At 65.0% G+C, this 26,545-nt stretch carries 30 protein-coding genes and 1 pseudogene; 27 read left to right on the forward strand and 4 right to left on the reverse strand.

Annotated features, from left to right (window positions below):
- Window positions 1-83 precede the first annotated feature (83 nt).
- Window positions 84-1,010, reverse strand: a complete 927-nt coding sequence (gene argF / locus FUT88_RS00715) for an ornithine carbamoyltransferase (RefSeq protein ID WP_027680652.1) — start codon at window positions 1,008-1,010, stop codon at window positions 84-86.
- 369 nt (window positions 1,011-1,379) lie between these two features.
- Here argF and FUT88_RS00720 point away from each other — a divergent pair, with 369 nt between their 5' ends.
- Window positions 1,380-1,703 (forward strand): DUF3579 domain-containing protein, encoded by a 324-nt coding sequence (locus FUT88_RS00720; protein WP_027680651.1) that lies wholly within the window; start codon window positions 1,380-1,382, stop codon window positions 1,701-1,703.
- A gap of 143 nt (window positions 1,704-1,846) precedes the next feature.
- On the opposite strand, the gene rpsT is transcribed toward FUT88_RS00720, so the two are convergent.
- The gene (gene rpsT / locus FUT88_RS00725; RefSeq protein WP_004631753.1) at window positions 1,847-2,113 is read right to left on the reverse strand and encodes a 30S ribosomal protein S20; all 267 of its coding nucleotides are present in this window, start codon (window positions 2,111-2,113) and stop codon (window positions 1,847-1,849) included.
- Window positions 2,114-2,428: 315 nt separating this feature from the next.
- On the opposite strand from rpsT, the gene murJ reads away from it, so the two are divergent.
- Together murJ and FUT88_RS00735 are read left to right on the forward strand one after the other, a co-directional pair.
- On the forward strand, window positions 2,429-3,982 hold the full coding sequence (murJ, locus tag FUT88_RS00730; protein ID WP_147213397.1) for a murein biosynthesis integral membrane protein MurJ: 1,554 nt from the start codon (window positions 2,429-2,431) through the stop codon (window positions 3,980-3,982).
- Window positions 3,982-4,827 carry a SirB1 family protein gene (locus tag FUT88_RS00735; protein ID WP_147213398.1) on the forward strand — a complete coding sequence of 282 codons (846 nt, stop codon included), beginning with the start codon at window positions 3,982-3,984 and terminating at the stop codon, window positions 4,825-4,827. Before murJ ends, FUT88_RS00735 begins: the two co-directional genes overlap by 1 nt.
- A 3-nt stretch (window positions 4,828-4,830) precedes the next feature.
- Here FUT88_RS00735 and FUT88_RS00740 read toward each other — a convergent pair whose 3' ends face one another.
- Complete coding sequence (locus FUT88_RS00740) at window positions 4,831-5,478, reverse strand: VTT domain-containing protein (protein ID WP_147213399.1); 648 nt, start codon at window positions 5,476-5,478, stop codon at window positions 4,831-4,833.
- 126 nt (window positions 5,479-5,604) lie between these two features.
- Here FUT88_RS00740 and mutL point away from each other — a divergent pair, with 126 nt between their 5' ends.
- The 23 genes from mutL (at window position 5,605) to FUT88_RS00850 (ending at window position 24,169) form a co-directional block, all read left to right on the forward strand.
- On the forward strand, window positions 5,605-7,512 hold the full coding sequence (mutL, locus tag FUT88_RS00745; protein ID WP_147213400.1) for a DNA mismatch repair endonuclease MutL: 1,908 nt from the start codon (window positions 5,605-5,607) through the stop codon (window positions 7,510-7,512).
- Between the two features lie 6 nt (window positions 7,513-7,518).
- Window positions 7,519-8,490, forward strand: a complete 972-nt coding sequence (miaA, locus tag FUT88_RS00750; protein ID WP_147213401.1) for a tRNA (adenosine(37)-N6)-dimethylallyltransferase MiaA — start codon at window positions 7,519-7,521, stop codon at window positions 8,488-8,490.
- Window positions 8,491-8,492: 2 nt separating this feature from the next.
- Entirely contained in the window at window positions 8,493-9,020 is a 528-nt protein-coding gene (locus FUT88_RS00755) for a GNAT family N-acetyltransferase (protein ID WP_147213402.1), read from the forward strand.
- 80 nt (window positions 9,021-9,100) lie between these two features.
- Complete coding sequence (locus tag FUT88_RS00760; protein WP_147213403.1) at window positions 9,101-9,841, forward strand: 2OG-Fe(II) oxygenase; 741 nt, start codon at window positions 9,101-9,103, stop codon at window positions 9,839-9,841.
- Between the two features lie 10 nt (window positions 9,842-9,851).
- Window positions 9,852-10,508: a DNA oxidative demethylase AlkB gene (gene alkB / locus FUT88_RS00765; RefSeq protein WP_147213404.1), complete on the forward strand. Its 657-nt coding sequence runs from the start codon at window positions 9,852-9,854 to the stop codon at window positions 10,506-10,508.
- A gap of 15 nt (window positions 10,509-10,523) precedes the next feature.
- Window positions 10,524-11,174, forward strand: coding sequence for a DNA-3-methyladenine glycosylase family protein (locus tag FUT88_RS00770; protein WP_147213405.1), 651 nt, complete (start codon window positions 10,524-10,526; stop codon window positions 11,172-11,174).
- Window positions 11,175-11,332: 158 nt separating this feature from the next.
- The gene (gene napE / locus FUT88_RS00775) at window positions 11,333-11,497 is read left to right on the forward strand and encodes a periplasmic nitrate reductase, NapE protein (RefSeq protein WP_147213429.1); all 165 of its coding nucleotides are present in this window, start codon (window positions 11,333-11,335) and stop codon (window positions 11,495-11,497) included.
- Between the two features lie 87 nt (window positions 11,498-11,584).
- Window positions 11,585-11,929 carry a chaperone NapD gene (locus tag FUT88_RS00780; protein WP_147213406.1) on the forward strand — a complete coding sequence of 115 codons (345 nt, stop codon included), beginning with the start codon at window positions 11,585-11,587 and terminating at the stop codon, window positions 11,927-11,929.
- Window positions 11,901-14,417, forward strand: coding sequence for a periplasmic nitrate reductase subunit alpha (napA, locus tag FUT88_RS00785; protein ID WP_147213407.1), 2,517 nt, complete (start codon window positions 11,901-11,903; stop codon window positions 14,415-14,417). The genes FUT88_RS00780 and napA overlap by 29 nt, the downstream gene beginning before the upstream one ends.
- Window positions 14,418-14,457: 40 nt before the next feature.
- Entirely contained in the window at window positions 14,458-14,961 is a 504-nt protein-coding gene (locus tag FUT88_RS00790; protein ID WP_147213408.1) for a nitrate reductase cytochrome c-type subunit, read from the forward strand.
- 12 nt (window positions 14,962-14,973) lie between these two features.
- Complete coding sequence (locus FUT88_RS00795; protein ID WP_147213409.1) at window positions 14,974-15,561, forward strand: cytochrome c3 family protein; 588 nt, start codon at window positions 14,974-14,976, stop codon at window positions 15,559-15,561.
- A 52-nt stretch (window positions 15,562-15,613) separates the two neighbouring features.
- Complete coding sequence (gene ccmA / locus FUT88_RS00800) at window positions 15,614-16,246, forward strand: cytochrome c biogenesis heme-transporting ATPase CcmA (protein WP_147213410.1); 633 nt, start codon at window positions 15,614-15,616, stop codon at window positions 16,244-16,246.
- Window positions 16,243-16,911, forward strand: coding sequence for a heme exporter protein CcmB (ccmB, locus tag FUT88_RS00805; protein WP_012436331.1), 669 nt, complete (start codon window positions 16,243-16,245; stop codon window positions 16,909-16,911). The genes ccmA and ccmB overlap by 4 nt, the downstream gene beginning before the upstream one ends.
- 4 nt (window positions 16,912-16,915) lie before the next feature.
- Window positions 16,916-17,701 carry a heme ABC transporter permease CcmC gene (ccmC, locus tag FUT88_RS00810; protein ID WP_147213411.1) on the forward strand — a complete coding sequence of 262 codons (786 nt, stop codon included), beginning with the start codon at window positions 16,916-16,918 and terminating at the stop codon, window positions 17,699-17,701.
- The gene (locus FUT88_RS26045; RefSeq protein WP_186829210.1) at window positions 17,698-17,850 is read left to right on the forward strand and encodes a hypothetical protein; all 153 of its coding nucleotides are present in this window, start codon (window positions 17,698-17,700) and stop codon (window positions 17,848-17,850) included. Before ccmC ends, FUT88_RS26045 begins: the two co-directional genes overlap by 4 nt.
- Entirely contained in the window at window positions 17,847-18,317 is a 471-nt protein-coding gene (gene ccmE, locus FUT88_RS00815) for a cytochrome c maturation protein CcmE (protein WP_147213412.1), read from the forward strand. Before FUT88_RS26045 ends, ccmE begins: the two co-directional genes overlap by 4 nt.
- The gene (locus tag FUT88_RS00820; protein ID WP_147213413.1) at window positions 18,314-20,332 is read left to right on the forward strand and encodes a heme lyase CcmF/NrfE family subunit; all 2,019 of its coding nucleotides are present in this window, start codon (window positions 18,314-18,316) and stop codon (window positions 20,330-20,332) included. Before ccmE ends, FUT88_RS00820 begins: the two co-directional genes overlap by 4 nt.
- Window positions 20,329-20,871, forward strand: a complete 543-nt coding sequence (locus FUT88_RS00825; RefSeq protein WP_147213414.1) for a DsbE family thiol:disulfide interchange protein — start codon at window positions 20,329-20,331, stop codon at window positions 20,869-20,871. The genes FUT88_RS00820 and FUT88_RS00825 overlap by 4 nt, the downstream gene beginning before the upstream one ends.
- Window positions 20,864-21,334, forward strand: a complete 471-nt coding sequence (locus FUT88_RS00830) for a cytochrome c-type biogenesis protein CcmH (protein ID WP_147213415.1) — start codon at window positions 20,864-20,866, stop codon at window positions 21,332-21,334. Before FUT88_RS00825 ends, FUT88_RS00830 begins: the two co-directional genes overlap by 8 nt.
- Window positions 21,331-22,239 carry a c-type cytochrome biogenesis protein CcmI gene (ccmI, locus tag FUT88_RS00835; protein WP_147213416.1) on the forward strand — a complete coding sequence of 303 codons (909 nt, stop codon included), beginning with the start codon at window positions 21,331-21,333 and terminating at the stop codon, window positions 22,237-22,239. The genes FUT88_RS00830 and ccmI overlap by 4 nt, the downstream gene beginning before the upstream one ends.
- 95 nt (window positions 22,240-22,334) lie before the next feature.
- Window positions 22,335-23,420, forward strand: a complete 1,086-nt coding sequence (gene ada, locus FUT88_RS00840; RefSeq protein WP_147213417.1) for a bifunctional DNA-binding transcriptional regulator/O6-methylguanine-DNA methyltransferase Ada — start codon at window positions 22,335-22,337, stop codon at window positions 23,418-23,420.
- Between the two features lie 6 nt (window positions 23,421-23,426).
- Entirely contained in the window at window positions 23,427-23,690 is a 264-nt protein-coding gene (locus FUT88_RS00845; RefSeq protein WP_147213418.1) for an Ada metal-binding domain-containing protein, read from the forward strand.
- A gap of 38 nt (window positions 23,691-23,728) precedes the next feature.
- Window positions 23,729-24,169 (forward strand): hypothetical protein, encoded by a 441-nt coding sequence (locus FUT88_RS00850; protein WP_147213419.1) that lies wholly within the window; start codon window positions 23,729-23,731, stop codon window positions 24,167-24,169.
- 74 nt (window positions 24,170-24,243) lie between these two features.
- Here the strand turns inward: FUT88_RS00850 and purM are convergent.
- Window positions 24,244-25,297: pseudogene (gene purM / locus FUT88_RS00855) on the reverse strand (phosphoribosylformylglycinamidine cyclo-ligase).
- Window positions 25,298-25,460: 163 nt separating this feature from the next.
- Between purM and FUT88_RS00860 the strand changes: the two are divergent.
- Window positions 25,461-26,531 carry an AI-2E family transporter gene (locus FUT88_RS00860; RefSeq protein ID WP_147213420.1) on the forward strand — a complete coding sequence of 357 codons (1,071 nt, stop codon included), beginning with the start codon at window positions 25,461-25,463 and terminating at the stop codon, window positions 26,529-26,531.
- Window positions 26,532-26,545: the final 14 nt, after the last annotated feature.

The raw sequence follows: 26,545 nt of genomic DNA on the forward strand, positions 1-26,545 counted from the left end.
CCTGCCGCATCAAGGCAAAAAGGCCGCTCCGACGTCAATCGGAGCGGCCTTTTTTATGCCTGCAGATTTGGGCGGCTACGCGCTCAATAACGACCGCAGAGCAGGTATTCCATCAGCGCCTTCTGCACGTGCAGGCGGTTTTCCGCCTCGTCCCACACGACGCTCTGCTTGCCGTCGATGACGGCCGCTTCGACTTCCTCGCCGCGGTGTGCGGGCAGGCAGTGCATGAACAGCGCATCGGGTTGTGCGCGCTGCATCATCGCCTCGGTGACCATCCAGTCGCCAAAGGCCTTCTTGCGGGCCTCGTTCTCGGCTTCGTAGCCCATGCTGGTCCACACGTCGGTGGTCACCAGATGCGCGCCGTCGCAGGCCTCGAGCGGACTTTCGAACACATGCACAAACGGCAAAGCGGAATCGGCCACCATGGCCGGATCCAGCTGATAGCCCTTCGGCGCAGAAAAATGGAAGCGGAAACCGAGGATCTCAGCCGCCTGGATCCACGTGTAGGCCATGTTGTTGGCATCACCCACCCAGGTGACGGTCTTGCCCTTGATCGGGCCGCGGTGCTCGATGAAGGTGAAGATGTCGGCCAGCACCTGGCACGGGTGGTATTCGTTGGTCAGCCCGTTGATGACCGGCACGCGCGAATGCGCGGCAAAACGTTCGATGATCTCCTGCCCGAAGGTGCGGATCATGATGATGTCGGTCATGCGGGAGATGACCTGCGCGGCGTCTTCGATCGGCTCACCGCGCCCCAGCTGGGAATCGCGCGTGTTCAGGAAGACCGCGTGGCCGCCGAGCTGGTGAATGCCGGCTTCGAACGACAGGCGCGTACGCGTGGAATTCTTCTCGAAGATCATGGCCAGCGTGCGGTCGTGCAGCGGATGCCACGTCTCGTAGTTCTTGAACTTGGCCTTGAGGATCGCGGAACGGTCCAGCAGGTATTCGTACTCTTCCAGCGAAAAGTCCTTGAACTGCAGGTAGTGCTTGATCGAGCTTGGTGGGTTCATAAAACAACGAAGGCGGCCTGCAGATGACGCACCGGGAACATCCCGTGGCACGTCGCCCTAGCCGCCTTGCCTGTTGAAGATTCAGGCCATCATACGGGATCGCCACCCGTTTGGCGAGTTTCGCGCCTGCGCGGGCCGGCTACCACAAAGGCCCCGGTGAAAGGCCGATGAAAGTCTTATATAAGATATAATACTGGCTGCCTCGGATGCCCCACCCGTCCGCACGCCGGCACGACGAGCCGGTCCGTCCGGTTCACGAATCGGCAACCAGGCAGGCGCATCATCCGCACCACAAGTGCACCCCGCTCGAACGTTGCGGCACCCGCACGGTCGAAGTCGTTTGCAAATCTCCACAGCCCCACGCAGTCCATGGCAGCCAACCCTCGCCAATTCTTTATCCAGGGCGTCACCCGTGACGGAAAGACCTTCCGCCCGAGCGACTGGGCCGACCGGCTGTGCGGTGTGATGGCGCAGTTCCGCCCCGCCGGTGATTCCGGAGATCCCCGCTTCACCTACTCCCCATATGTGCGCCCCGTCATGTCGGGCGGCATCCGCAGCGTGTTCGTCGACGAGCGTCTGCGCGACATCGAACCCAAGGCGCTGGATTTCGTGCTGAACTTCGCGCACGACAACAACCTCCAGCTCGTGGAAGCCTGCATCCTGCCGGAAGGCGGCGCTGCAGCGAAAGCCTGATCCCCAAGAACGCCGCTCGACGCAGCGCCTTGCACATTGCAGGCGCGCAGAATGCAAAAAGCCCGTCCGAAGACGGGCTTTTTTATCGTCGGAGCGCAACGTTCGTGTCGCGCCATGCCGGCCCAGGCCGGCATCACCCGAACTTAGGCAGCCATTGCCTTGATGGCAGCGGACAGACGCGACTTGGCGCGTGCAGCCTTGTTCTTGTGGACGATCTTCTTGTCAGCGATGCTGTCGATCGTGCTTTGGGCGGTCTTGAATGCAGCAGCAGCGGCAGTCTTGTCGCCGGCAGCCACAGCCTTGCGGACGCCCTTGATTGCGGTACGCAGACGCGAGCGCAGAGCCGAGTTGTGAGCGTTTTGAACGACGGCTTGGCGTGCGCGCTTGCGTGCTTGTGCGGTGTTTGCCATGGAAAAATCCCTGAAGAAACGGTAGCAAGCGCCCCGGGAGACACGGAAGGCCGAAGCGCGCAAATTGGTGAAAGACGGCAATTATACGCAGACTTCCGCCTTCAACGCAAACCCTGTTGTGAAATCGCCCGGATAGCTGCAGTTTGCGGCTTTTGCAGCACTTTTGGGCGCGTGGCAGGCCGGTCCCTATAATACGGCCGCAATTGTGCCCTCCGGTCACGTTCGTCACGCCGGGCGCGAACCCCGCATGGCGCCGTCGGTCAGACCGCCATCGCCGTGTTTGCCTCCCAGGCGGCGCCCAACCACGCTTTCATCTTGAATCTCCTCAAAACCCTCGCCACGATCAGCGGCCTGACGATGCTCTCGCGCATCACGGGGCTCATTCGCGAAACGCTGATCGCCCGCGCCTTCGGTGCCTCGGTCTACACCGACGCCTTCAACGTCGCCTTCCGCATCCCCAACCTGCTTCGCCGGCTTTCGGCCGAGGGCGCGTTTTCGCAAGCGTTCGTGCCGATCCTGGGCGAATTCAAGAACCGCCAGGGCGAAGCCGAAACGCGCGCGCTGGTCGACTCCGTGGCCACGGTGATGACCTGGTTCCTGGTGATCATCTCGGCGCTGGGCGTGATTGGCGCGCCGTTGATCGTCACCGCTGTCGCGACCGGCTTCAAGGAGCACGAGAGCCAGGCGTACATCTCGGCGATCTTCATGACGCGCGTGATGTTTCCGTACATCGGGCTGGTGTCGTTGGTGGCGCTGGCGTCGGGCATTCTCAATACGTGGCGGCAGTTTGCGGTGCCAGCTTTTACGCCGGTGCTGCTGAACCTGTCGTTCATCGTGGCAGCGGTGTTTGTGGCGCCGCACCTTGAGACGCCGATCTACGCCCAGGCCTACGCGGTGATGGTGGGCGGCATCCTGCAGCTCGCCATTCAGATTCCGTCGCTGCGCAAGGTCGGGATGCTGCCGCGCGTGTCGTTCAACGTGCGGGCGGCGTGGCATCACCCGGGCGTGCGGCGCGTGCTCAAGCAGATGTTGCCGGCCACGCTGTCGGTGTCCGTCGCGCAGATCAGCCTGATCATCAACACCAACATTGCGTCGCGCCTGCCCACGGGCAGCGTGTCGTGGCTGAACTACGCAGACCGGCTGATGGAATTCCCGACCGCGCTGCTGGGCGTGGCACTTGGGACGATCCTGCTGCCAAGCCTGTCGAAGGCCAGCGCGGAGGACAACCGTGAAGAGTACTCATCGCTGCTCGACTGGGGGCTGCGGCTGACCGTGCTGCTGGCGGTGCCGTCTGCGGTGGGGCTGTTCGTGTTTGGCGCGCCGCTCACGGCCACGCTGTTCCACTACGGCAAATTCACCGGCATGGACGTCGAGATGACGCGCCAGGCGCTGACGTCGTACGGCGTGGGGCTGATCGGGCTGATCGTCATCAAGATCCTGGCGCCTGGCTTCTACGCACGGCAGGACATTCGCACGCCGGTGAAGATCGCGCTGGTGGTGCTGGTGGCGACGCAGTTGTCCAACTATGTCTTCGTGCCGATTTTCGGGCACGCGGGGCTGGCGCTGTCGATCAGCTTTGGCGCAACCATCAATGCGGCGCTGCTGTTCTTCGGCCTGCGCCGGCGCGGCTATTACCATCCGCTGCCGGGCTGGGGGCTGTTCATTGCGCAGGTGATGTCGGCCGTACTGCTGTTGGCCGGCGTGCTGCTGTGGCTCGCCCACAATTTCGATTGGGTGGGACTGGGCGCCAAGCCGCTTGTGCGCATCGCGCTGCTGGCCGCAAGCCTGGTCCTGTGCGCGGTGGTCTATTTCGGTACACTGTGGCTCACTGGATTGAAGTTCTCCACGTTCCGAAAAAAGGCCATCTGATGACCACTAAAGTCCTCGATTATTTTTCGGCCCTGGTCGCGGACGACGACAGCATCCCCCTCACAGAAACGGCACTGTCGATTGCGCAGGACGCATATCCGGATCTGGACCTGCAGGCGGAGCTGGCCGCCATTGACGTGCTCGTCGCGCGGATCAAGAACCGCATTGCCGACGGCACGCCGGCCATCCAGCGCCTGCGCCTGCTCAATCAGTTCTTCTATCGCGAGCTGGGCTTCGGGCCCAATGCAAACGACTACTACGACCCCGAAAACTCCTATCTGAATGCCGTGCTGCAAAGCCGGCGCGGCATTCCGATCTCATTGGCCGTGCTGCTGATGGAGATCGGCCAGCAGATCGGCTTGCCGCTCAAGGGGGTGTCTTTCCCGAATCACTTCCTGGTGCGCATGAGCATTCCTGCGGGCGAGGTCGTGCTCGATCCGCTGACGGGGCAGACGCTCTCGAAGGAAGAGTTGCAGGACATGCTCGACCCGTACCTGGAAAAGGAAGGCATCGAAGACCCGAACACGGTGCCGCTCGGGGTGTTCCTGCAAGTGGCCACGCACCGCGAGATCATCGCGCGCATGCTGCGCAACCTGAAGGCGATCTACCTGCAGGAATCGCGGTGGCAGCGCCTGCTGGCCGTGCAGCAGCGGCTGGTGATTCTGCTGCCCGATTCGATCGAAGAAGTGCGCGACCGGGGACTGGCCTACGCCAACCTGGAGTGCTTCCGCCCTGCGTTGGAAGACCTGGAAGCCTACGTGGACGCCCGCCCCGATGCGGCCGACACCGCCAAGCTCAAGGAGCGCATGCCAACGTTGCGCGCCATGAGCAAGAACTTGAATTGACGCCTACTTCGGCGCCACAGCGCCGCGACGGCGCTTGAGCAGCTTCCACAGCCCGCCCAGCATGAGCGGCACGATCGCCGCTCCCAGACCGATCAGCACAATCGTGTTCAGGTGCTCGCGGATGATGGGCACGTTGCCGAACAGGTCGCCGGCCAGAACCAACAAGCCGACCCACAGCACGGCGCCGATCATATTGAAGAGCTGGAACTTCGCAAACGTCATCTTCGACACGCCGGCCACGAACGGCGCGAACGTGCGCACCACCGGGATGAAGCGCGCCATCACCAGCGTCTTGCCGCCGTGGCGCTCATAGAAGCCGTGGGTCTTCATCAGCGCTTCGTGATCGAGGAAGCGGATGTGACCGTCGAACACCTTGGGGCCAATCCACGAGCCGACGAAATAGTTGACCGTATTGCCCGTTACCGCCGCGGTGACCAGCAGCACGATGAGCAGCCAGGCGTCCATCTGGCCCGTGGCGCACATGGCGCCGGCAATGAAAAGCAGCGTGTCGCCCGGCAGGAAGGGCAGCACCACCAGGCCGGTCTCGGCAAAGACGATGGCGAACAGCAGCACGTAGACCCACGCGCCGTACTGCTGAATGAGCAGTCCCAACGATTTGTCGACATGCAGAACGATGTCGACGAGTTGCATCACGATATCCAAACCAACCCCCGATTGAGCAGCGGGGAATGATACCGGATGTCAATTAATTTTCCCCTTGCGCCTGCGGGGCTTGCGTCGGTGCGCCGCACAGTGCGTGACATTTATAATGCCGCGATGACTTCCGCCTCGACTTCCCGCCGCCCCATCCGCCCGCTTCCCGACCAGTTGATCAGCCAGATCGCGGCCGGCGAGGTGGTCGAACGGCCGGCGTCCGTCGTCAAGGAACTGCTGGAAAACGCGCTGGATGCCGGTGCCACGCAGCTCCAGATCAAGCTGGAGGAAGGCGGCGTGCGGCGCATTGCCATTACTGACAACGGCGCAGGCATTCCGGCCGATGAACTGCCCGTCGCGCTGATGCGGCATGCGACCAGCAAGATCGGCTCGCTGGAAGAACTGGAATCGGTGTCGACGCTGGGGTTCCGGGGCGAGGCGCTCGCTTCGATTGCCTCGGTGGCGGAATTGACGCTCACGTCACGCACCGCCCATGACGCCCACGCCACACAGATCATCGCGCAGACCGGCCGAGCACAGCCCGCCTCGGGCGGCGTCGGCACCACCGTCGATGTGCAGCACCTGTACTTCAACACGCCGGCGCGCCGCAAATTCCTCAAGACCGAGCAGACCGAGCTGGGTCACTGTATGGAAGTGATCCGCCGAACCGCGTTGGCGCGGCCCGATGTCGCCATCTCCGTACATCACAACGGCAAGCCGCTGGAGCATTGGAACGCCACGCAGGCGGATTCACGCTCGGCGGCCGTGCTCGGCACCGAATTCGCGCGCGCGCGCCTGCCTTTCGAAGAATCCGCCGGCGAGCTGCGCCTGTTCGGCTTTGCCGGCCTGCCGACCGCGTCGCGCGGCCGGGCCGACCACCAGTTCTTCTACGTCAACGGCCGCTTCGTGCGGGATCGCCTGCTCACGCACGCCGTGCGCAGCGCTTACGAAGATGTGCTCCATGGCGACCGCTTCCCCGCCTACGTGCTGTGCCTGGAGCTGCCGCCCGAAGCGGTGGACGTGAACGTGCATCCGTCCAAGATCGAGGTGCGCTTCCGCGACAGCCGCGCGGTGCACCAGTTCGTCTATCACGCGGTGCAACGCGCCCTGTCCCGCCATGCCGGCGAACAAGGCGACAGCCTGCGCACCGACATCGCCGACGCGCCCGAGGTGGCCGGGGTCACGACGGCGCCCTCGCCCGCCGACAACACCACGCGCTGGATCAACCAGATGGCGGCACGGCAAACGTCGCTCGGCATTGCGCAGCCGCGTGCGGAATACCTGTCGATGATGCGCGGCGACAGCGCGCCCATGCCGTCGAGCCGCCCCGCCTGGATGACCGATGTGCCGAGCGCCGCGACGTTGTTCGACGGCGGTACGGCAACTGCGCAAGCGCCTGTCGCCGTTGCGGAGCCGGCCGCTGCGCAGCACGCCGATGACGAGGATGCGCACCCGCTCGGCTTTGCGGTCGCCCAGCTGCACGGCATCTACGTGCTGGCGCAGAACACGCGCGGCATGGTGCTCGTCGACATGCACGCCGCGCACGAGCGCATCCTCTACGAACAGCTCAAGACCGCGCTGGAAGCCAGGCGCGTCGAAGTCCAGCCGCTGCTGATTCCCGTCACGTTTGCCGCAAGCCCGGTGGAGATCGGCACCGCAGAGGAATTCCGCGACACGCTCACGCTGCTGGGCTTCGACATCTCCGCCGTGTCGCCGACCACGCTGGCCGTGCGATCGGTGCCGACGCTGCTGCAGAAGGCCGATGCGCAGGCGTTGGCCCGCGACGTGCTGCGCGATCTGCACGCCTATGGCGGCTCGCGCGTGCTGGCCGAACGCCAGAACGAACTGCTGGCCACGCTGGCGTGCCACTCCGCCGTGCGCGCCAACCGCCGCCTGAACCTGGATGAGATGAACGCGCTGCTGCGCCAGATGGAAGCCACCGAACGCGCCGACCAATGCAACCACGGTCGGCCGACGTGGATTCAGCTCACCGTGGCCGACCTGGATCGCCTCTTCCTGCGTGGTCAGTAAATTCCGATGACTGCGTCTGCTGCAAGCGCCCCGCGCGCGATTTGCCTGCTCGGGCCGACCGCCTCCGGCAAGACCGCCGCCGCATTGAAGCTGGCCGAGCGCTGGCCGGTCGAGATCATCAGCATGGATTCCGCGCTGGTGTATCGCGGCATGGACATCGGCACCGCCAAGCCCAGCGCCGAAGAACAAGCCATCGCGCCGCATCACCTGATCGACATCATCGATCCGCTCGATGCGTATTCCGCCGCGCAATTTGCCAACGATGCGAATGCGCTGATCGATGCCATCCGCGCGCGCGGCCGGCTGCCGCTGATCGTCGGCGGCACGATGCTGTATTACAAGGCGCTCACGCAAGGTCTCTCCGATTTGCCCGGCGCCGATCCCGCCATCCGCGCGGAGATCGATGCCGAAGCCGCCCGCGATGGCTGGCCGGCGTTGCACGCCAAACTGGCGCAGGTCGATCCGGTGACGGCCGCGCGACTGCACGCGACCGATGCGCAGCGCATCCAGCGCGCGCTGGAGCTGTATCGGCTGACGGGCCAGCCGATGTCCGCCCTGCTCGCACGCGAGGTTGGCGCAAATGCATTCCAGCAGCACGATGCGGCTGCGCCGTATCTGACGATTGCGCTGGAACCGTCCGACCGCCTCGTGCTGCATGCGCGCATCGCGCAGCGCTTTGACGCGATGCTCGCCGGCGGCCTGCTCGACGAGGTGGAGGCCTTGCGCCGCCGCGGCGATCTTTCGCCCACGCTGCCATCCATCCGCTGCGTCGGTTATCGCCAGGCGTGGGCTTATCTGGACGGCGAAATCGACATGGCGGCTCTGCGCGAACAAGGCATCGCCGCCACGCGTCAGCTCTGCAAGCGCCAGATCACGTGGCTGCGCAGCACCCCCGAGCGGCACGTGGTCGACTGCCTCGCGCCCGATTACGTCGACCAGGTTGCGCGCCTGGTCCAAACCTCACTGGAACCACGATGACAATGACCGCCACCACAGCGAGCAGCTTCACGCTGCGCCCTGCCACGCCGGACGACTGCGCCTCGCTCGTTCGCTTGATCTCTGCACTGGCCGAGTACGAAAAGCTCACGCACCTGGTGCAGACCACGCCTGAAGCGCTGGCGACGATGCTGTTCGGGCCGCGCCCGTATTGCGAGGCGGTGCTGGCGGAAGTCGACGGCCGGGCCGTGGGCTTTGCGCTGTTCTTCCACAACTTCTCGACCTTCCTGTGCAAGCCGGGCCTGTATCTGGAAGACCTGTTCGTGGAACCCGAATACCGCGGCCTGGGCATCGGCAAGGCACTCCTGATCCACCTGGCGCGCCTGGCGCAGGAGCGAGACTGCGGCCGCTTCGAATGGAGCGTGCTGGACTGGAATGCGCCGTCCATCGCCTTCTACGAAGCCATGGGCGCCGATGTGCTGCCCGAGTGGCGCATCTGCCGCGCCACCGGCGATGCGTTGACCAAGCTGGCCGCTACCACCATGCCCGCCAGCCTGGCCGCAGCCGCCTGAATTTGACCGCAAGCTCCGGAGTGCCGCGCGCACTCCAGCGAGCGTAGGCTTGGCATATCGAATCTCGGAAAGGAGCCCATATGCCGCCTTCCACGGCCGCCGCACATATCAGCGCGGGGCACCGTCCAAGTCTTGACTGCATCGACTGGCATGCCGTTGAGGAGGCCCTCAACGAGGCCGGCTGCGCCGTGTTGCCAAGCCTGCTCGCCGCTGACGCGTGCAACTCCCTCGCCGCGCTGTACCCGCAACAGAGCCTGTTTCGGTCGCGCGTAGTGATGGAACGCCACGGCTTCGGGCGCGGCGAATACCAGTATTTCGCGTATCCGCTGCCGGACCTCATCGCGCAGTTGCGCGCCTCGCTCTACCCGCCGCTGGCGACCATCGCCAACCGCTGGAATCAAGCCATGGATATCGACGTGCGCTATCCAGCCAAACACGCCGATTTCCTGCGTCGCTGCCACGAAGCCGGCCAGCTGCGCCCCACGCCGCTGATCCTGCGATACGGCGCCGGCGACTACAACTGCCTGCATCAGGACCTCTACGGTGAACACGTCTTCCCGCTGCAGGTCGCCATCCTGTTGTCGGAACCGGGCATCGATTTCAGCGGCGGCGAATTCGTCATGACGGAGCAGCGCCCGCGGATGCAGTCGCGGCCCGAGGTGGTGCCATTGCGCAAAGGCGATGCGGTGGTCTTTGCGGTACACCATCGCCCCGTCCAAGGCACGCGCGGCACGTACCGCGTGAACATGCGCCACGGCGTGAGCCGCCTGCGCTCCGGCCAGCGGCATACTGTTGGCATCATCTTCCACGACGCGCTGTAGCGACCAAACCATGACCACCGGCGATCTGTTTGCCGATCACGCACCCGCCGATGACGCCCGCATTGCGCTCGGCGAGGCGGCGTTCGTACTGCGTGGTTTTGCGCTGACGGATGCACCGGCCCTGCTCGCAGCGGTCGACGCCATCGCGCAGCAGGCAGCGTTTCGCCACATGGTCACACCGGGCGGTTTTGAGATGTCGGTCGCGCTCACCAACAGCGGCACGCTGGGCTGGACTTCAGACCGCCGCGGCTACCGCTACGCCACGCACGACCCGCTCACGGGAGCCGCGTGGCCACCGCTGCCCGACGTGTTCCTGCGCCTTGCGCGCAACGCCGCCGCAGCGGCCGGCTTCCCGGGCTTCACGCCCGACGCCTGCCTCATCAACCGCTATGTGCCCGGCGCACGCCTGTCGCTGCATCAGGACAAGGACGAGCAGGATTACGGCGCGCCGATCGTCTCCGTGTCGCTCGGCATGCCGGCCGTCTTTCTGTTTGGCGGACATCGCCGCGCCGACAAGACGCAGCGCATCCCCCTTTTTCACGGCGATGTCGTCGTCTGGGGCGGGCCGGATCGCCTGCGCTATCACGGCGTTGCGCCGCTCAAAGACCACCCGCATGCGCTGCTTGGTAGCCAGCGCATCAACCTCACGTTCCGCAAGGCCGGCTGACCGGCAAATTACCGCATGACCATCGCCGCAGACCTGTCCGATACGGCCTACCGACAAGCCGAAGCCTTCCTTGCCACGCTGGACGAAGACTGGGCCCGCCATATCGCAGCGATCGGACCGTGCCGCCACGCCGCCAAGCCTGCGCGCGAACCTTATGAAGCGCTGATCCGCGCGATCGCCTATCAGCAGTTGCACGCCAAGGCCGGCGACGCCATCCTGGGACGTTTCCTCGCGCTGTATCCGGCAGCGGCTTTTCCTGCACCGCAGCAAGTGCTGGCCACCGACGAGGCGGCGCTGCGCGCCTGCGGCTTCTCGGCGACCAAACTGGCGACCATTCGCGGCATCGCACAAGCCGCGCTCGACGGCGTCGTCCCGACGCGTGAACAGGCGCGCGCCATGCCGGACGAAACGCTCATCGAACGTCTGGTGACATTGCGCGGAGTCGGCCGGTGGACGGTCGAAATGCTGCTGATCTACACGCTGGAGCGCTCCGACATCCTGCCCGCAGATGACTTCGGCGTGCGTGATGGCTACCGCCGCCTGAAGCGGCTCGACAGCACGCCCACGCGCAAGCAGATGGAAAAACTCGGCGTTGCATGGAGCCCATATCGGACCGTCGCGGCCTGGTATTTATGGCGCGTGCCCGTCAATGTTTCACGCGCGTGAATCGGGCAAATCTTGCGCTAGATCACGCCCCACCGACATATCGGTTGCGCGATAGCGGGCACGCCGGGATCATGCGAAAACCTTGAATTCCCGTGCGACGTTCGCTTTACTGGAAAACGTTCGCGCGCCATTGCGCCGCCCTCATTGGTCGAGTCATCGTGGAACAGCCCCAAAACGTCGACGCGCAACGTAAATCCGAAGAACTGCGGAGCTTCCTGTTTCTGACAGCGGTGATGGTGCCGGTTCTTTCCGTACTTATCGTGGCCGGATACGGCTTTATCGTCTGGGCAACGCAATTACTGAGCGGTCCGCCAACGCATTGATTTAACGCCCCGGGGGGTCCGAGGGCGAGTCGGTCATATGTTCGCGCAGCACTGATTAGAAAAGGCGTTGATCGCCACAACAGCGTCATGCGACACACAAGAAAAATAGACATCCCCATTCGGCCGGCGCCGCTCGAAGATGACGAGTGGCATATCGCCGGGGTTCTGGTCCAGACGCGGCCAACCCAGCTTGCATCGGTAAGCCAATCCATCGAAGCCATCGCCGGCAGCGAAATCCATGCGGCCAGCGACAACGGCAAGCTCGTGGTCACGCTCGAGGCGCCCAGCTCGCGCGCCATTGCAGCCCACTTGGCGTTCATTCAGCAGATCGACGGTGTGCTGAACACCGCGCTGATCTATCAGCACAACGAAATGGCAGACGCCATGAATGAGGAAATGGACGATGAAAGTCTCTCGCCGCGCGTTCATTAAGCAGACCGCTGCCGCCGCCACCGCTTCGGTAGCGGGCGTCACGCTTCCTGTCGGCGCCGCAAACCTCGTCACCGACAAAGAGCTGACGCAGCTCAAGTGGTCCAAGGCGCCTTGCCGATTCTGCGGCACCGGCTGCGGCGTTGAAGTGGCCGTCAAGGACAACCGTGTGGTGGCCACGCAGGGCGACCCGAAGGCCGAGGTCAACCGGGGCCTGAACTGCGTCAAGGGCTATTTCCTGTCGAAGATCATGTACGGCAAGGACCGGCTGACCCAGCCGCTGCTGCGCATGAAGAACGGCAAGTACGACAAGAACGGCGAGTTCACGCCGGTGAGCTGGGACCGTGCGTTCGACGAGATGGCGGTGCAGTTCAAACGCGTCATCAAGGAAAAGGGCCCGACCGCTGTCGGCATGTTCGGCTCCGGCCAATGGACCGTTTTTGAAGGCTACGCCGCCGTCAAGCTGATGAAGGCGGGCTTTCGCTCGAACAACCTCGACCCCAACGCGCGCCACTGCATGGCCTCCGCCGTGGCCGGCTTCATGCGCACGTTCGGCATGGACGAGCCGATGGGCTGCTACGACGACTTCGAAGTCGCCGACGCGTTCGTGCTGTGGGGCTCGAACATGGCGGAGATGCATCCGATCCTGTGGTCGCGCGTGACGGATCGGCGCCTGTCTGCGCCGAAGACGAAGGTCGCGGTGCTGTCGACGTTCACGCACCGCTCGTTCGATCTGGCCGACATTCCGATCGTCTTCACGCCGCAGGCCGACCTCGCGATGCTGAACTACATCGCGAACTACATCATCACCAACAAGAAGGTCAACACGGACTTCGTCAACAAGCACACCGTCTTCAAGCAGGGCGTGACCGATATCGGCTACGGCCTGCGGCCGGACAACCCCGTGCAGAAGGCCGCCAAGAATGCCGACAAGGTGGGCGATTCCAAACCGATCTCGTTCGACGAGTTCGCAAAGTTCGTCTCGACGTACGACCTGGACTACACCACCAAGCTGGCGAACCCGGACAAGAGCAAGGAGAAGGAGTTCAAGCAGCAGCTCCAGAAGCTTGCCGAGCTGTACGCCGATCCGAAGATCAAGGTCGTCTCGTTCTGGACCATGGGTTTCAACCAGCACACGCGTGGCACCTGGGCGAACAACATGATCTACAACCTGCACCTGCTGACGGGGAAGATCGCCACGCCGGGCAACAGCCCCTTCTCGCTGACGGGCCAGCCTTCGGCCTGCGGGACCGCACGCGAAGTCGGCACGTTCTCGCACCGCTTGCCGGCCGACATGGTCGTGACGAACCCGAAGCACCGCGAGGAAGCCGAGCACATCTGGAAACTGCCCGCCGGCACGATCCCGGAAAAGCCGGGCTATCACGCCGTGCTGCAGAACCGCATGCTGAAAGACGGCAAGCTCAATGCGTACTGGGTGCAGGTCAACAACAACATCCAGGCCGGCGCCAACATCAACGAGGAAGGCTACCCGGGCTACCGCAATCCGGCGAACTTCATCGTTGTCTCGGACGTGTATCCGACCGTCACCGCGCTGGCCGCCGACCTGATCCTCCCGAGCGCCATGTGGGTCGAGAAGGAAGGCGCCTACGGCAACGCCGAGCGCCGCACGCAGTTCTGGCATCAACTCGTTGATGCGCCCGGCGAGGCACGTTCCGACCTGTGGCAACTGGTGGAATTCTCCAAGCGTTTCAAGGTGGAAGAAGTCTGGCCGGAAGACCTCATCGCCAAGAAGCCGGAGCTGCGCGGCAAGACGCTCTACGACGTGCTCTACCGCAACGGCAACGTCGACAAGTTCCCGCTCAAGGACGTCGACCCGGAATACAACAATGCCGAAGCCAAAGCGTTCGGCTTCTACCTGCAGAAGGGCTTGTTCGAGGAATATGCAAGCTTCGGGCGCGGCCACGGCCACGACCTGGCACCGTTCGACGACTATCACAAGGCGCGCGGATTGCGCTGGCCGGTGGTCAACGGCAAGGAAACACGCTGGCGCTACAAGGAAGGCAGCGATCCGTACGTCAAGGCCGGCACCGGCTACCAGTTCTATGGCAACCCGGACGGCAAGGCGGTGATCTTCGCCCTGCCCTATGAGGCGCCGCCGGAAGTGCCGGACAAGGAATACCCGTTCTGGCTGTCGACCGGCCGCGTGCTGGAACACTGGCACTCGGGCTCGATGACGCGGCGGGTGCCCGAGCTGTATCGCGCATTCCCGAATGCGGTCTGCTTCATGCACCCCGAAGACGCGAAGGCGTTGGGGCTGCGGCGTGGTGTCGAGGTCGAGGTGATTTCGCGGCGCGGCAAGATGCGCACCCGCATTGAAACGCGCGGCCGCAACCAGCCGCCGAAGGGCCTGGTGTTCGTGCCCTGGTTCGATGCAAGCCAGCTCATCAACAAGGTCACCCTGGATGCAACCTGCCCGATCTCGCTGCAGACGGATTTCAAGAAATGCGCCGTCAAGATCGTGAAGGTCTGACGAGCCCAGGCAGACGACACACGCGCAACCGGAAAACGTCATGAAGCTCAGCCGACTCCTGGGACTGCCAGCCGTACTCTGTGCGCTGCTGCTGGCGACCCTTGCCAACTTGCCCGCGCAGGCCCAAGGCGTTGTCGACGCCATGCGCGGCCCCACGCCGATCGCGGCCGAATCGACACCGCCCATCCTGTATCCGACCGAGAACAAGGACGTGCGCCGCGAGCGCAACTACACCGGGCAGCCGCCGACGATTCCGCACAAGATCGACGGCACCTACATGTATCAGATCACCAAGGACAACAACGGTTGCCTGTCCTGCCATGCGCGTACGAAGGCCGAAGAGATGCGGGCGATCCCGATCAGCCCCACGCACTACGTTGACCGCGACGGCCATCAACTGGCCGACGTTTCGCCGCGCCGCTTCTTCTGCACGCAATGCCACGTGCCGCAGGCCGACGCCAAGCCGCTTATCACCAATACGTTTGTCGATGTCGATGAACTGCTCAAACGCAAGCCTGACGGCAAGAGCGTTGGCAAGAACTGAGGCGGTGCAGCCATGTTCGACCTGATCAAGCGCTACTGGCGCACCATCAACCGGCCCAGTGCGTATTTCAGCCTGGGCTTTCTGACATTGGGTGGCTTTGTTGCCGGCGTGGTGTTCTGGGGCGCGTTCAACACCGCGATGGAGGTGACGAACACCGAAGCGTTCTGCACGGGCTGCCACGAAATGCACGACAACGTGTACCAGGAGCTGCAGAGCACCATCCATTACACCAACCGCAGCGGTGTACGCGCCATCTGCTCGAACTGCCACGTTCCGCACGCCTGGACGAACAAGATTGCACGGAAGATGCAGGCCTCCAAGGAAGTGTGGGGCAAGATTTTCGGCACCATCGATACGCGCGAGAAATTCGAAGCCCACCGGCTCGAACTGGCCCAGCACGAATGGGATCGCCTCAAGGCCAACGATTCATTGGAATGCCGCAACTGCCACAACTACGATTCGATGGATTTCACACGGCAAAGCCCGCGCGCGTCTGCCATGCACTCCCAGTACCTGGGCAGCAAGGAGAAGACCTGCATCGACTGCCACAAGGGCATTGCGCACCATCTGCCCGACATGTCGAAGATGAAGACCGAGTGACGCACGCGATCGTGCAACATGTGCCAGCCCCCATTCGACTCCGACACCTGACGTGCTTGTTGCCAGCCAATTGACGTTTTCGCGCGCCGGCCGCCGAATCTTCCGCGAGCTGGAACTCTCCGTGTCGGCAGGCGAGCTGGTGCAGATCACCGGAGCGAACGGCAGCGGGAAGACCACGCTGCTGCGTGTGCTCTGTGGCCTGCTGACACCGGCAAGCGGCACGCTGACATGGCGCGGCGTGCCCGTGCGCAGCAACGGCCCCGCTTTCCTCAATGCGCTTTGCTACGTTGGGCACACCAACGGCATCGACCCTGATCTCACGGTGACCGAGAGCCTGCGGCTGGCCATGCAACTGGCCGGATTGCGCGGCTCGGCGTCTGAGCCGTTTGGTATCGGGCGCGCACTGGAGGCGCTCGAACTCGGCAAGCTTGCCGCCACGCCGGTGCGCAAGCTCTCGCAGGGACAGCGTCGGCGCGTGGCACTGGCGCGCTTGCTGCTCGCGCGGCGCGAACTGTGGCTGCTCGATGAACCGATCGCCTCGCTCGACGATCATGCAGTCGGCCTCTTCTCCGCACAGCTCGATGCGCACTTGCGTGCAGGCGGCATGGCAATCATGGCCACGCACCACCTGCTGTCGCGCCCGCAAGGGGCGAGTCGCGTGCTCAGCCTGGGAAGCACCGCATGAAGCCGATGCTGATGGCCATCCTGCGACACGACCTTGCGCTCTCATGGCGGCGGCGCGGCAACCTTGTCGGCGGCGTGGTGTTCTACGTCATTGCGGCGAGCCTGTTCCCGCTGGCCATCGGCCCCGACCCGCAGCAGTTGCGCATGCTCGCGCCGGGCATCCTGTGGGTCGCGGCGCTGCTGGCGTCGATGCTCTCGCTCTCTCGGTTGTTTGCGCAGGAACACGCCGATGGCAGCCTGGATCAACTGCTGTTGTCGCCGCACCCGCTTGCGCTGATCGTGCTGACAAAGATTGCCGCACACTGGCTCGCCAGCGGCTTGCCATTGCTGTTGCTGACGCCCATCCTGGCCCAGCAGTACAGCCTGCCGCTGCATGCAACGCTACTGCTGACCGCCACGCTGCTGATCGGTACGCCGGCCATTGCGCTGATCGGTGCCGTTGGTGCAGCGCTCACACTGGGCGTGCGCAACGGCGCAGCGCTGTTGTGCATCCTCGTGCTGCCGCTTTGTGTGCCCGTGCTTGTGTTTGGCGCAGGCGCCGGATCTGCCGCTGATGCGGGGCTCGATGTGATGCCGCATCTGTCGTTGCTGGGCGCTTGCCTGGCGCTGTCGTTGTTTGTCTGCCCGCTGGCCACGGCTGCCGGGCTGCGCATTGCCGTGGAATGACCCGATGACGAATCGATCCGGACTCCACACCACGCCCATCACCGTGCGCCAGCCTGCGTCGCGGCGCTGGAACTGGCTCGCGTATGCGTCCCCCGTGCGGTTTGATCCGCTCGCGCGCAAGCTCGCACCGTGGTTTGGTGCAGCCGCTCTCGTGTTCCTCGTCGCTGGCCTCTATGTCGGCTTCATGGTGGCGCCCACCGATGCGCAGCAGGGTGAGGTCTATCGCATCATCTTCCTGCACGTGCCGGCTGCGTGGATGTCGATGTTCATCTACCTCGTGATGGCCGGTTATTGCGCGCTGGGGCTGGTACTGCGCACGCGGCTTTCGTCGATGATGGCGTCGGCACTCGCGCCCACGGGTGCGCTCTTCACCGCCATCGCGCTATGGACCGGCGCGCTGTGGGGCAAGCCCACTTGGGGCACATGGTGGGTATGGGATGCGCGGTTGACGTCGGAGTTGCTGCTGCTGTTTCTGTACCTCGGCTTCATCGCATTGGAAAGCGCCGTTGAAGACCCGCGCCGCGCCGAACGCGCCTGCGCCGTGCTGGCCGTGGTCGGCGTAGTCAACATCCCCGTGATCTATTTCTCGGTGCAGTGGTGGAACACGCTGCACCAGGGCGCGTCCATCAGCCTGACGGCGGCACCGTCCATGGTGATGACGATGCTGCTCGGCATGCTGCTAATGACGCTCGCGTGCTGGATGTACAGCATCTGCGTGGCGCTGATTCGCGTGCGCTGCATCATGCGCGAACGCGCCGACGATGACCACAACTTGAGCACGCCCGCATGAGCCAGTTCTCCGTCAATCACGTCGACTATATTGCGGGCGCGTTTATTGTGGCCGCGATCTGCATTGCGGCCGAGATGCTGCTGCTTGCCCGCCGCTGGCGCGCGGCCAACCGCGCCAGTCACTCCCATCCAGACGGCGGCGACCAATGACACGCAGACAACGCCGCCTCGGCATCCTGATCGCCGCACTGGTGTGCGCGGGTGCAGCCACCGCACTTACGCTGAATGCGTTCCGCTCGAATCTGGTGTTTTTCTTCAGCCCGAGCCAGATCGCCGCCAAGGAAGCGCCCGTGGCGCAGGTCTTCCGTCTGGGCGGGCTCGTTGAGCGCGGTTCCATCCAGCGCGAACGTGACGGCATGACGATCCGCTTTATCGTCACCGACACTGGGCGCGGCGTGCCAGTCGTCTACCGCGGCTTGCTGCCCGACCTGTTCCGGGAGGGCAAGGGCGTGGTGGCGCGCGGCCGTCTCGGCCAGGACGGCGTCTTCGTCGCCAGCGAGGTGCTCGCCAAGCACGACGAGAACTACATGCCGCCCGAAGCCGCCGATGCCGTACGACGCGCCGCGCAGGTCAACGACCAGATGGCGAAGGAATCCGCCCGGAGTGCGTCACGATGATCGCCGAGCTGGGCCACTTCGCGTTGATCCTCGCGCTGCTGACTGCGGCCATGCAATCCGTGCTGCCGCTGGTGGGCGCCGCGCGCGACGACGAGCGCTGGATGGCCGTGGCGCGCCCTGCCGCGCGCTTGCAATGCGCATTGGTGCTTCTGGCGTATGGCGCGCTGACATGGGCCTTCGTCAGCAACGACTTCAGCGTGCTCTATGTCGCTGCCAACTCGAACAGCGCGCTGCCGCTGCCCTATCGCGTGGCCGCCGTGTGGGGCGGGCACGAGGGATCGATGTTGCTGTGGACGACGATGCTGGCGCTGTGGTCGCTGGCCGTGTCGTTGTTCAGCCGACAGCTGCCGCTGCCCGTGGTGGCGCGCGTGCTGGGCGTGATGGGCGCCATCAGCACGGGGCTGCTGCTGTTCCTGCTGTTCGCATCCAACCCGTTCCTGCGCCTGTTGCCGCCGGCGATGGAAGGGCGTGATCTCAATCCGCTGTTGCAAGACCCGGGCATGGTGTCGCATCCCCCCATGCTCTACATGGGCTACGTGGGCTTTGCGGTGGCGTTTTCGTTTGCCATGGCCGCACTCCTGTCCGGCCGGCTCGATGCCACCTGGGCGCGCTGGTCGCGGCCGTGGACGACGGCCGCCTGGGCATGCCTGACGACCGGCATCATGCTCGGCAGCGCGTGGGCGTATTACGAACTCGGCTGGGGCGGCTGGTGGTTCTGGGACCCGGTCGAAAACGCCTCGTTCATGCCGTGGCTGGCGGGCACGGCGCTGATCCACTCGTTGGCCGTGACGGAAAAGCGCGGCGTGTTCCGCGCATGGACGGCGCTGCTGGCCATCTTCACGTTCTCGCTCAGTCTGCTCGGCACGTTCCTCGTCCGCTCGGGCGTGCTGACGTCGGTGCACGCGTTTGCGGTCGACCCGAAACGCGGTCTCTTCATCCTCGCCTTGCTGGGGATCGTGACGGGGGGCGCCTTGGGTCTGTTTGCGTGGCGGGCAAAGCGGTTGTCCGGCAACACGGCGGAAGGCGCCACGTTCTCGCTGTTCGCGCGTGAATCGTTCCTTCTGGCCAACAACGTGCTGCTGGCTGTGGCTGCCGCCACGGTGTTGCTCGGCACGTTGTATCCGCTGGTGCTCGATGTGCTGCGGCTGGGGAAGATCTCGGTCGGACCGGCGTATTTCGAGCAGGTCTTTGTGCCGCTGATGTCGCCTGCGGTGCTGCTGATGGGCGCGGCGCCGCTGGCGCGCTGGCGTCATGGTGCGCTGCCGTCCATGGCCGTGCGGCTGCGCTGGGCGGCAGTGGCGAGTGTTGTGGTCGGGCTCGGACTCGCGGTGTTTTATCGGACGTCCGCACTGGCAGGCCTGGGGCTGACGCTCGCCGCATGGTGTCTTGCGAGCGCGCTGGCCAGTCTGGCCGAAAAGCTCCGGCGGCCCGGCAATCGACTGACGACATTGCGGCAGTTGCCGCCGAGCTACTTCGGCATGCTCGTGGCGCACGCGGGAGTCGGTGTGTTCATCGCGGGCGTCACGCTCGTGCTCAGCCAAGAGACGCTACGCGAGTTGCCCGTGCGCGTAGGCGGCACGGTGGAGGTGGGCGGCTACACGTTCCACCTCACCAGCGTTGTACCGGCCCAGGGCCCCAATTACGACGTCTTGCGCGGCCACGTCGACGTCAGCCGCGACGGCAAACCCGTGGCCACACTGCTGCCTGAGCGGCGCCTGTATCACAGCCAAGACAACCCCACGACCGAGGTCGCCATCGACAGCGGCATCACGCGCGACCTCTATGTCGCGCTCGGCGAATCACTCGGACAGGACAACTGGGCCATGCGCGTCTACATCAAGCCCTTCGTCAGCTGGATCTGGGGCGGCTGCGTGCTGATGGTGCTGGGCGGCCTGCTGGCCGTGTGCGACCGCCGCTACCGGCTCCGTCGCCGCTCCACGGCATCGCGCACCGCACCCGACACCGCACTGGCGAGTCCCTCATTGGCGATGCCGGCAACCGAGGAGCCCCGGTGAAGCTGCGTTACGTGCTGCCGCTGGCAGCGTTCTTTGTTCTGGTGATTGCGCTGGCGGCAGGGCTGTCGCGTGATCCTCGTGAGCTGCCCTCGCCGCTGGTCGGCAAGCCCGCACCGGCGTTCCGGCTGACGGCGTTGGATTCAACTGCCACCCCTATCACGCCGCAAGACCTGCGCGGAAAGGTGTGGATGCTCAACGTCTGGGCGTCGTGGTGCACCGCATGCCGGGCAGAGCACGCCGTGCTGAACGCATTCGCCAAACAATCACCCGTGCCGATCTACGGCCTGAACTACAAGGACGACGCCAGCGCCGCCCGCGCGTGGCTCAAGCAGATGGGCGATCCGTATGTCGCCTCGCTCATCGATGCAGACGGCAAGGTCGGCATCGACTACGGCGTGTACGGTGTGCCGGAAACCTTCGTGATCGATCGCGCCGGCGTGATCCGCTATCGCCAGGTCGGCCCCGTCACAGCCGAATCCATGGAACGCAAGATCGTGCCGCTGCTGCAGCAACTGGAGCAGGAGGGCGGTCATGCATAAACGACTGGCTGCGCTGGTTCTCGCGGGCGTCGCGGCGTTCACGTTGCAAATGCCCGCCCGTGCGACGGCGTCGGACGCCGATCTCGACACCCGCGTCCATGCGCTGTCGGAGCAGCTGCGCTGCCTCGTCTGCCAGAACCAGACCCTCGCCGACTCCAACGCCGACCTCGCCGTCGACCTGCGCCGCCAGATTCGCGAACAACTGCGCGCCGGCGCCACCGAAGCCGACGTGAAGCAGTACCTCGTGCAGCGCTATGGCGATTTCGTCCTGTACCGTCCGCCCGTCAAACCGCTGACGTATCTGCTGTGGTTCGGCCCGGTGCTGTTGCTGATGGCGGTGGTGTTCGGCATCGTGTCGTCCCGCAAACAGCAGAAGCCGGCGCCTGCCGAGATGGACCCCGACGCCCAGGCGCGCCTCGCTGCACTGCTTGCGTCGTCGTCACCGGACGACCCCCGCCCATGACTGTGATGACCCTGTTCTGGCTGCTGGCGGCTGCCCTCACGGCCGTCACCATGGCGGTGTTGCTGACGCCGCTGTTGCGGCGCGCGCGCACCCATCAGCTCGATACGCGCATCCAAGGCCCCACGGCGCGCAGCCAGATGGTTCGCTGGTACCACGATCAACTGCGCGAGCTGGATGCCGATCTGCGCGCCGGCACTATCGATGCCGCCGGCCACGCGCATGCACGCGCAGAGCTTGGCCAACGGCTGCTGGACGATACCGCCGATACCGCCGATACCGCCACCACGCCGCCGGCGCGCCCGGACCGCCGCCCCGTCGTGCTCGCGGCACTGCTGTTGGCTGCGTTGCCCACGTCCGCAGTGCTGCTCTATCAGCACCTGGGCAAGCCCGCCGCGCTGTGGATGCCCGGCGACATGCTGACCGCCGCGCGCAGCGACCACACCGGTGGAGATGCGCAGATCGAATCGATGGTCAACAGCCTCGCGCAACGCCTGCGCGACACGCCTGACGACGCGCCCGGCTGGGCCCTGCTCGCCCGGTCCTACAGCACGATGGAGCGCCCGGCCGATGCCGTCGCCGCTTACGCCAAGGCAGTCGCCCTTGCGCCCGACGTCGCGAGCCTGCGCGCCGATTACGCCGACGCACTCGCCACGGCACAGGGCGGCGCCCTCGCCGGAGCGCCCATGGAGCAGGTGCGCCTCGCACTGAAGAGCGATCCGGACGAGCCCAAAGCGCTGGCGCTGGCCGCTTCCGCCGCCGCGGAACGTGGTGACGTGGCCGAGGCCATCGCCCAGTGGGAGCACCTCTACCAGTTGCTGCCGCCCGAATCTTCCGGCGCCAGGCAAATCGCCGCCAACTTGGCCGCCGCGCGCGCCGATCAGCAAAAGGCACCGCGCAGAAAGTGAAGCAATCGGTGCTTCGAATTTGACCGCAAGACCCGGAGTGTCCCGCCAGGGGGCCGCACCTACAGTACAGTCATCGCAGTCCACTGGATGACGCCATGCAAACCTCCGCCCGCCCCGTACCGGACACCACCCTCGTCGAACACGACCCGCGCTGGGCTCGCGTGCTGGCGCGCGATGCCTCTGCTGACGGGCAATTCGTCTACGCGGTAAAGACCACCGGCGTGTATTGCCAGCCGAGCAGTGCGTCGCGCCTGCCGCGCCCGGAAAACGTCGAGTTTTTCGACACACCTGCCGACGCAGAAGCCGCCGGTTACCGCCCGAGCCGCCGCGCCAGCCCGGATCAGACCACCGTCCGGGCGCAGCAAGCTGCGCTGGTCGCGCAAGCCTGCCGCCGCATCGAGGCAGCCGACACACCGCCCACGCTTGAAGCGCTTGCACAGGGCGCGGGCCTGAGCCCCTATCACTTCCATCGGCTGTTCAAAAGCGTCACCGGCCTCACGCCCAAGGCCTACGCCGATGCGCATCGCGCCCGCAAGCTGCGCGCGCAATTGGAACGCGGCAGCACCGTCACTGAAGCCATCTACGACGCCGGATTCAACGCCAGCAGCCGCTTCTACGAGGCGTCGGACAACGTGCTGGGCATGACGGCCAGCCGCTACCGCGCCGGCGGCGTACAGACGACGATCCGCTTTGCGGTGGGCGAATGTTCGCTCGGTTCGATCCTGGTAGCGCAGAGCGATCGCGGCATCTGCGCGATCCTGATGGGCGACGACCCCGACGCTCTCGCGCGCGATCTGCAGGACACCTTCCCGAAGGCGGAACTCATCGGCGGCGATGCGGGTTTTGAAGATCTGGTGGCGAAGGTCGTGGGTTTTGTCGAGGCGCCGTCCATCGGCCTGGACCTACCGCTGGACGTGCGCGGCACCGCGTTTCAGGAGCGCGTGTGGCAGGCGCTGCGCGAAGTGCCGCCCGGCAGCACCACCAGCTACACCGAGATTGCCACGCGCATCGGCGCGCCCCAGGCCGTCCGCGCCGTTGCGCAGGCCTGCGCGGCCAATCACATCGCAGTGGCGATTCCCTGCCATCGGGTGATCCGCCGGGACGGCAACACCTCCGGTTATCGCTGGGGCGTGGAGCGCAAGCTGGCGCTGCTGGAGCGCGAGTCGCAATCCGCCGCATGAAACCGCGTGAAAACGTGGACGCTCATCGGCGCCAGCGGCCAGCCTTATGAGAGCGCCGTGCCCGGCACGCTGGGCGGCCATCGGCGCGCTCGCATCTATGGCCGCCTCGATTGCGCCGCCGCACGCCGGGCCATCGCGCGCGGCGGTTATGTGCGCCACCGCGTATTTTTCCTGAACGAAGCCGATGCGCGTGCCGCCGGCTACCGGCCCTGCGCAGTGTGCATGCCGCAGGCGTATGCGGCATGGAAACGATCGGTCAGTTCCGGGTAAAGTCGTGGGCTGAACATCGCCGACACGCTCCGCACATCATGACCAAACCCCTGCTGCTTGCCTTGCTCACCGCTCTCGCGCTGGCGGGCTGCGGCCGCTCCGACGACGCGCACAAACCTGCCGCCCCCGCTACGACTTCCGCACCTGCGGCCTCCGCCCCTGGCGCGTCCAACGCGGCCAGTGCTCCGGCCGCCAGCGCGCCCGCCGTCAGCGAAGCCGAACAGGCCAAGGCCGTCGACCTCGCCCGCGCCGCCATCGAAAAGTACAAGCTGACCACCCTGCCGCAGGAGTGCCTGTCGTTCGTGGTGGACCGCGCCGACGACGCGCACAACAGCGTTGAAGTGCTGGAAAACCACACTCCGGCCTGCGGCGGCGACCCGAACACTGCACCGCGCGTCGTCACGCTGCTCATCGACAAGAACACCGGCGCTCTGCAGAAGGACGACCCGGCCAGCGGCGAATACGTCCCGCTCAAATAAGCGCCCGCAAGACAGAACGCGCATAAAAAAACCGCCGAACGCATCGGCGGTTTTTTGTGGGTGCGAAATTCGCGTCAGACCACGATCGTCTGCGCTTCGCCGGCTTGGCGGGCGCGGATTTCGCCGATCTGGTAGACCGTCTCGCCTGCGTCCTTCAGGTGGGCGATGGCGGCCGGTGCATCGGCTGCCGACACGATCACCACCATGCCGATGCCGCAGTTGAAGACGCGGTGCATTTCGCCATCGGCCACGTTGCCGGCCTTTTGCAGCCACTGGAACAGCGGCGGCAGCGTCCAGGCGTCCTTGTGCAGCACGGCGGTCAGGTTGTCTTGCAGCACGCGCGGCACGTTTTCGGTCAAACCGCCGCCGGTAATGTGCGCCATGCCCTTGACGGTCAGTTTCTCCATCAGCGCCAGCAGCGGCTTCACGTAGATGCGCGTCGGCGCCATGATGGCGTCCTGCAGGCGCTGGCCGTGGAAGTCTGCGTTCAGGTCCGGGCGCGACACCTCGATGATCTTGCGCACCAGCGAGTAGCCGTTCGAATGCGCGCGACGAAGCCAGACCCAGCACCACGTCGCCCTCGGCAATGGTGGTGCCGTCGATGATCTTGCGCTTTTCGACCGCGCCGACGGCAAAGCCGGCCAGGTCGTACTCGCCGTCCGGGTACATGCTCGGCATTTCAGCGGTCTCGCCGCCGATCAGCGCGCAGCCAGCCAGCTCGCAACCCTGGGCAATGCCCTTGACCACCGTGGCAGCGGTGTCGACGTCAAGCTTGCCGCAGGCGAAGTAATCCAGGAAGAACAGCGGTTCGGCACCCTGGACCAGGATGTCGTTCACGCTCATGGCGACCAGATCCTGGCCCACCGTGTCGTGGCGGTTCAGCGCAAACGCCAGCTTCAGCTTGGTGCCCACGCCGTCGGTGCCCGACACCAGCACCGGTTCCTGATACTTCTTGGACAGCTCGAACAGCGCGCCGAAGCCGCCGATGCCGCCCAGCACGCCTTCGCGCATGGTGCGCTTGGCAAACGGCTTGATGCGGTCGACAAGGGCGTCACCCGCCTCGATGTCGACGCCCGCGTCGCGGTAAGACAGGCCGGTCGATGCGGATGGGGTTTCGGAAGCGCTCATACAGTCGTCTGAATTGAAAAAACCGGGAAAGAAAGCGAGACGGCGGCGGGAAGTCACAAAAATCGGACCCGCCGGTCCAGTAAAATCGCGATTTTACCGGATGCGGCCGTCCCGATGGCCGCTTTTCCGACTCCTCCACCCCGCCATCGGAACCGTCGCCCCCATGAACGCCCCCGTGCTGACGCAGGAAACCAAGCGCACGCTCGCCTGGATCGCCGTGGCGCTTGTCTTCCTCGCCATGCTCAAGGCGCTGGCGCCGACGCTCACGCCCTTCGTGTTCGCGTTCATCCTGTCGTACATCCTGCACCCGGGCGTGGAATGGCTGCAGCGTCATCGCGTACCGCGCGTGCTGGGCGTGTTCCTGATGATCCTGGTGCTGACGGTGGTGGGCGTGGCGCTGATGCTGCTGATCCTGGCGGTGCTGCAGCGGGAGATTCCGGCGATCCGAGATCAATTGCCTGGGATGCTCGCCAAGCTCAACGCGTTTCTGTCGCCCAAGCTGGACGAATTGGGCCTGCATGTCAGCTTCGATTTTCCCGGCCTGCGCGCCCTGCTCACGGAACAGCTCGCCGCCAGCCCGGACGACGTGGTGGCCCGTGTGCTGACCTATCTGCGTGTGTCCGGCTCCGCGGCCATCCAGGTGCTGGGCATCTTCTTCCTGGTGCCGATCGTGATGTTCTACCTGCTGATGGACTGGAACATGCTCATGCGCCGGATCGAAACCGCCGTCCCACGCCGTTGGCTGCCAAAAACGCGCGAACTGGCCGCCGAAACCGACGGCCTGCTGTCCCAATACCTGCGCGGGCAGATCATCGTGATGCTGGTGCTGGCGGTGTATTACTCGGCGGGGCTGGCGCTGGCGGGTTTTGACGTGGCGCTGCCGGTGGGCATTTTTACGGGGCTGGCCGTGTTCATTCCGTATATCGGCTTTGGCGTGGGCCTCACGCTGGCCATCCTGGCCGCACTGTTGCAGTTCGGCAACCTCTACGGCCTGCTGGCGGTGGCCGTGGTGTACGGCATCGGCCAGTTCCTGGAAAGCTTCTACCTGACGCCCCGCCTGGTGGGCGAACGCATCGGCCTGCATCCGCTGGCGGTCATCCTCGCCTTGCTGGCTTTTGGCCAATTGTTCGGTTTTTTCGGTATCCTCCTCGCCCTACCGATGAGTGCTGTGCTGCTGGTCGGTTTGCGGCAGATCCGGAAGCTTTACCTGGGCAGCCGGCTCTACCAGGATTGAAAGCCACTGAAGGC

The sequence above is a fragment of the Ralstonia sp. TCR112 genome (genome assembly GCF_007997035.1).
Taxonomy (GTDB): Bacteria; Pseudomonadota; Gammaproteobacteria; order Burkholderiales; family Burkholderiaceae; genus Ralstonia; species Ralstonia edaphi.

Coding starts and splice junctions, on each gene's coding strand:
- argF (WP_027680652.1), bottom strand. CDS start 1,010: ATGAACCCACCAAGCTCGATCAAGCACTACCTGCAGTTCAAGGACTTT.
- FUT88_RS00720 (WP_027680651.1), top strand. CDS start 1,380: ATGGCAGCCAACCCTCGCCAATTCTTTATCCAGGGCGTCACCCGTGAC.
- rpsT (WP_004631753.1), bottom strand. CDS start 2,113: ATGGCAAACACCGCACAAGCACGCAAGCGCGCACGCCAAGCCGTCGTT.
- FUT88_RS00735 (WP_147213398.1), top strand. CDS start 3,982: ATGACCACTAAAGTCCTCGATTATTTTTCGGCCCTGGTCGCGGACGAC.
- FUT88_RS00740 (WP_147213399.1), bottom strand. CDS start 5,478: ATGCAACTCGTCGACATCGTTCTGCATGTCGACAAATCGTTGGGACTG.
- mutL (WP_147213400.1), top strand. CDS start 5,605: ATGACTTCCGCCTCGACTTCCCGCCGCCCCATCCGCCCGCTTCCCGAC.
- miaA (WP_147213401.1), top strand. CDS start 7,519: ATGACTGCGTCTGCTGCAAGCGCCCCGCGCGCGATTTGCCTGCTCGGG.
- FUT88_RS00755 (WP_147213402.1), top strand. CDS start 8,493: ATGACCGCCACCACAGCGAGCAGCTTCACGCTGCGCCCTGCCACGCCG.
- FUT88_RS00760 (WP_147213403.1), top strand. CDS start 9,101: ATGCCGCCTTCCACGGCCGCCGCACATATCAGCGCGGGGCACCGTCCA.
- alkB (WP_147213404.1), top strand. CDS start 9,852: ATGACCACCGGCGATCTGTTTGCCGATCACGCACCCGCCGATGACGCC.
- FUT88_RS00770 (WP_147213405.1), top strand. CDS start 10,524: ATGACCATCGCCGCAGACCTGTCCGATACGGCCTACCGACAAGCCGAA.
- FUT88_RS00780 (WP_147213406.1), top strand. CDS start 11,585: ATGCGACACACAAGAAAAATAGACATCCCCATTCGGCCGGCGCCGCTC.
- napA (WP_147213407.1), top strand. CDS start 11,901: ATGAAAGTCTCTCGCCGCGCGTTCATTAAGCAGACCGCTGCCGCCGCC.
- FUT88_RS00790 (WP_147213408.1), top strand. CDS start 14,458: ATGAAGCTCAGCCGACTCCTGGGACTGCCAGCCGTACTCTGTGCGCTG.
- FUT88_RS00795 (WP_147213409.1), top strand. CDS start 14,974: ATGTTCGACCTGATCAAGCGCTACTGGCGCACCATCAACCGGCCCAGT.
- ccmB (WP_012436331.1), top strand. CDS start 16,243: ATGAAGCCGATGCTGATGGCCATCCTGCGACACGACCTTGCGCTCTCA.
- ccmC (WP_147213411.1), top strand. CDS start 16,916: ATGACGAATCGATCCGGACTCCACACCACGCCCATCACCGTGCGCCAG.
- FUT88_RS26045 (WP_186829210.1), top strand. CDS start 17,698: ATGAGCCAGTTCTCCGTCAATCACGTCGACTATATTGCGGGCGCGTTT.
- ccmE (WP_147213412.1), top strand. CDS start 17,847: ATGACACGCAGACAACGCCGCCTCGGCATCCTGATCGCCGCACTGGTG.
- FUT88_RS00820 (WP_147213413.1), top strand. CDS start 18,314: ATGATCGCCGAGCTGGGCCACTTCGCGTTGATCCTCGCGCTGCTGACT.
- FUT88_RS00830 (WP_147213415.1), top strand. CDS start 20,864: ATGCATAAACGACTGGCTGCGCTGGTTCTCGCGGGCGTCGCGGCGTTC.
- ccmI (WP_147213416.1), top strand. CDS start 21,331: ATGACTGTGATGACCCTGTTCTGGCTGCTGGCGGCTGCCCTCACGGCC.
- ada (WP_147213417.1), top strand. CDS start 22,335: ATGCAAACCTCCGCCCGCCCCGTACCGGACACCACCCTCGTCGAACAC.
- FUT88_RS00850 (WP_147213419.1), top strand. CDS start 23,729: ATGACCAAACCCCTGCTGCTTGCCTTGCTCACCGCTCTCGCGCTGGCG.
- FUT88_RS00860 (WP_147213420.1), top strand. CDS start 25,461: ATGAACGCCCCCGTGCTGACGCAGGAAACCAAGCGCACGCTCGCCTGG.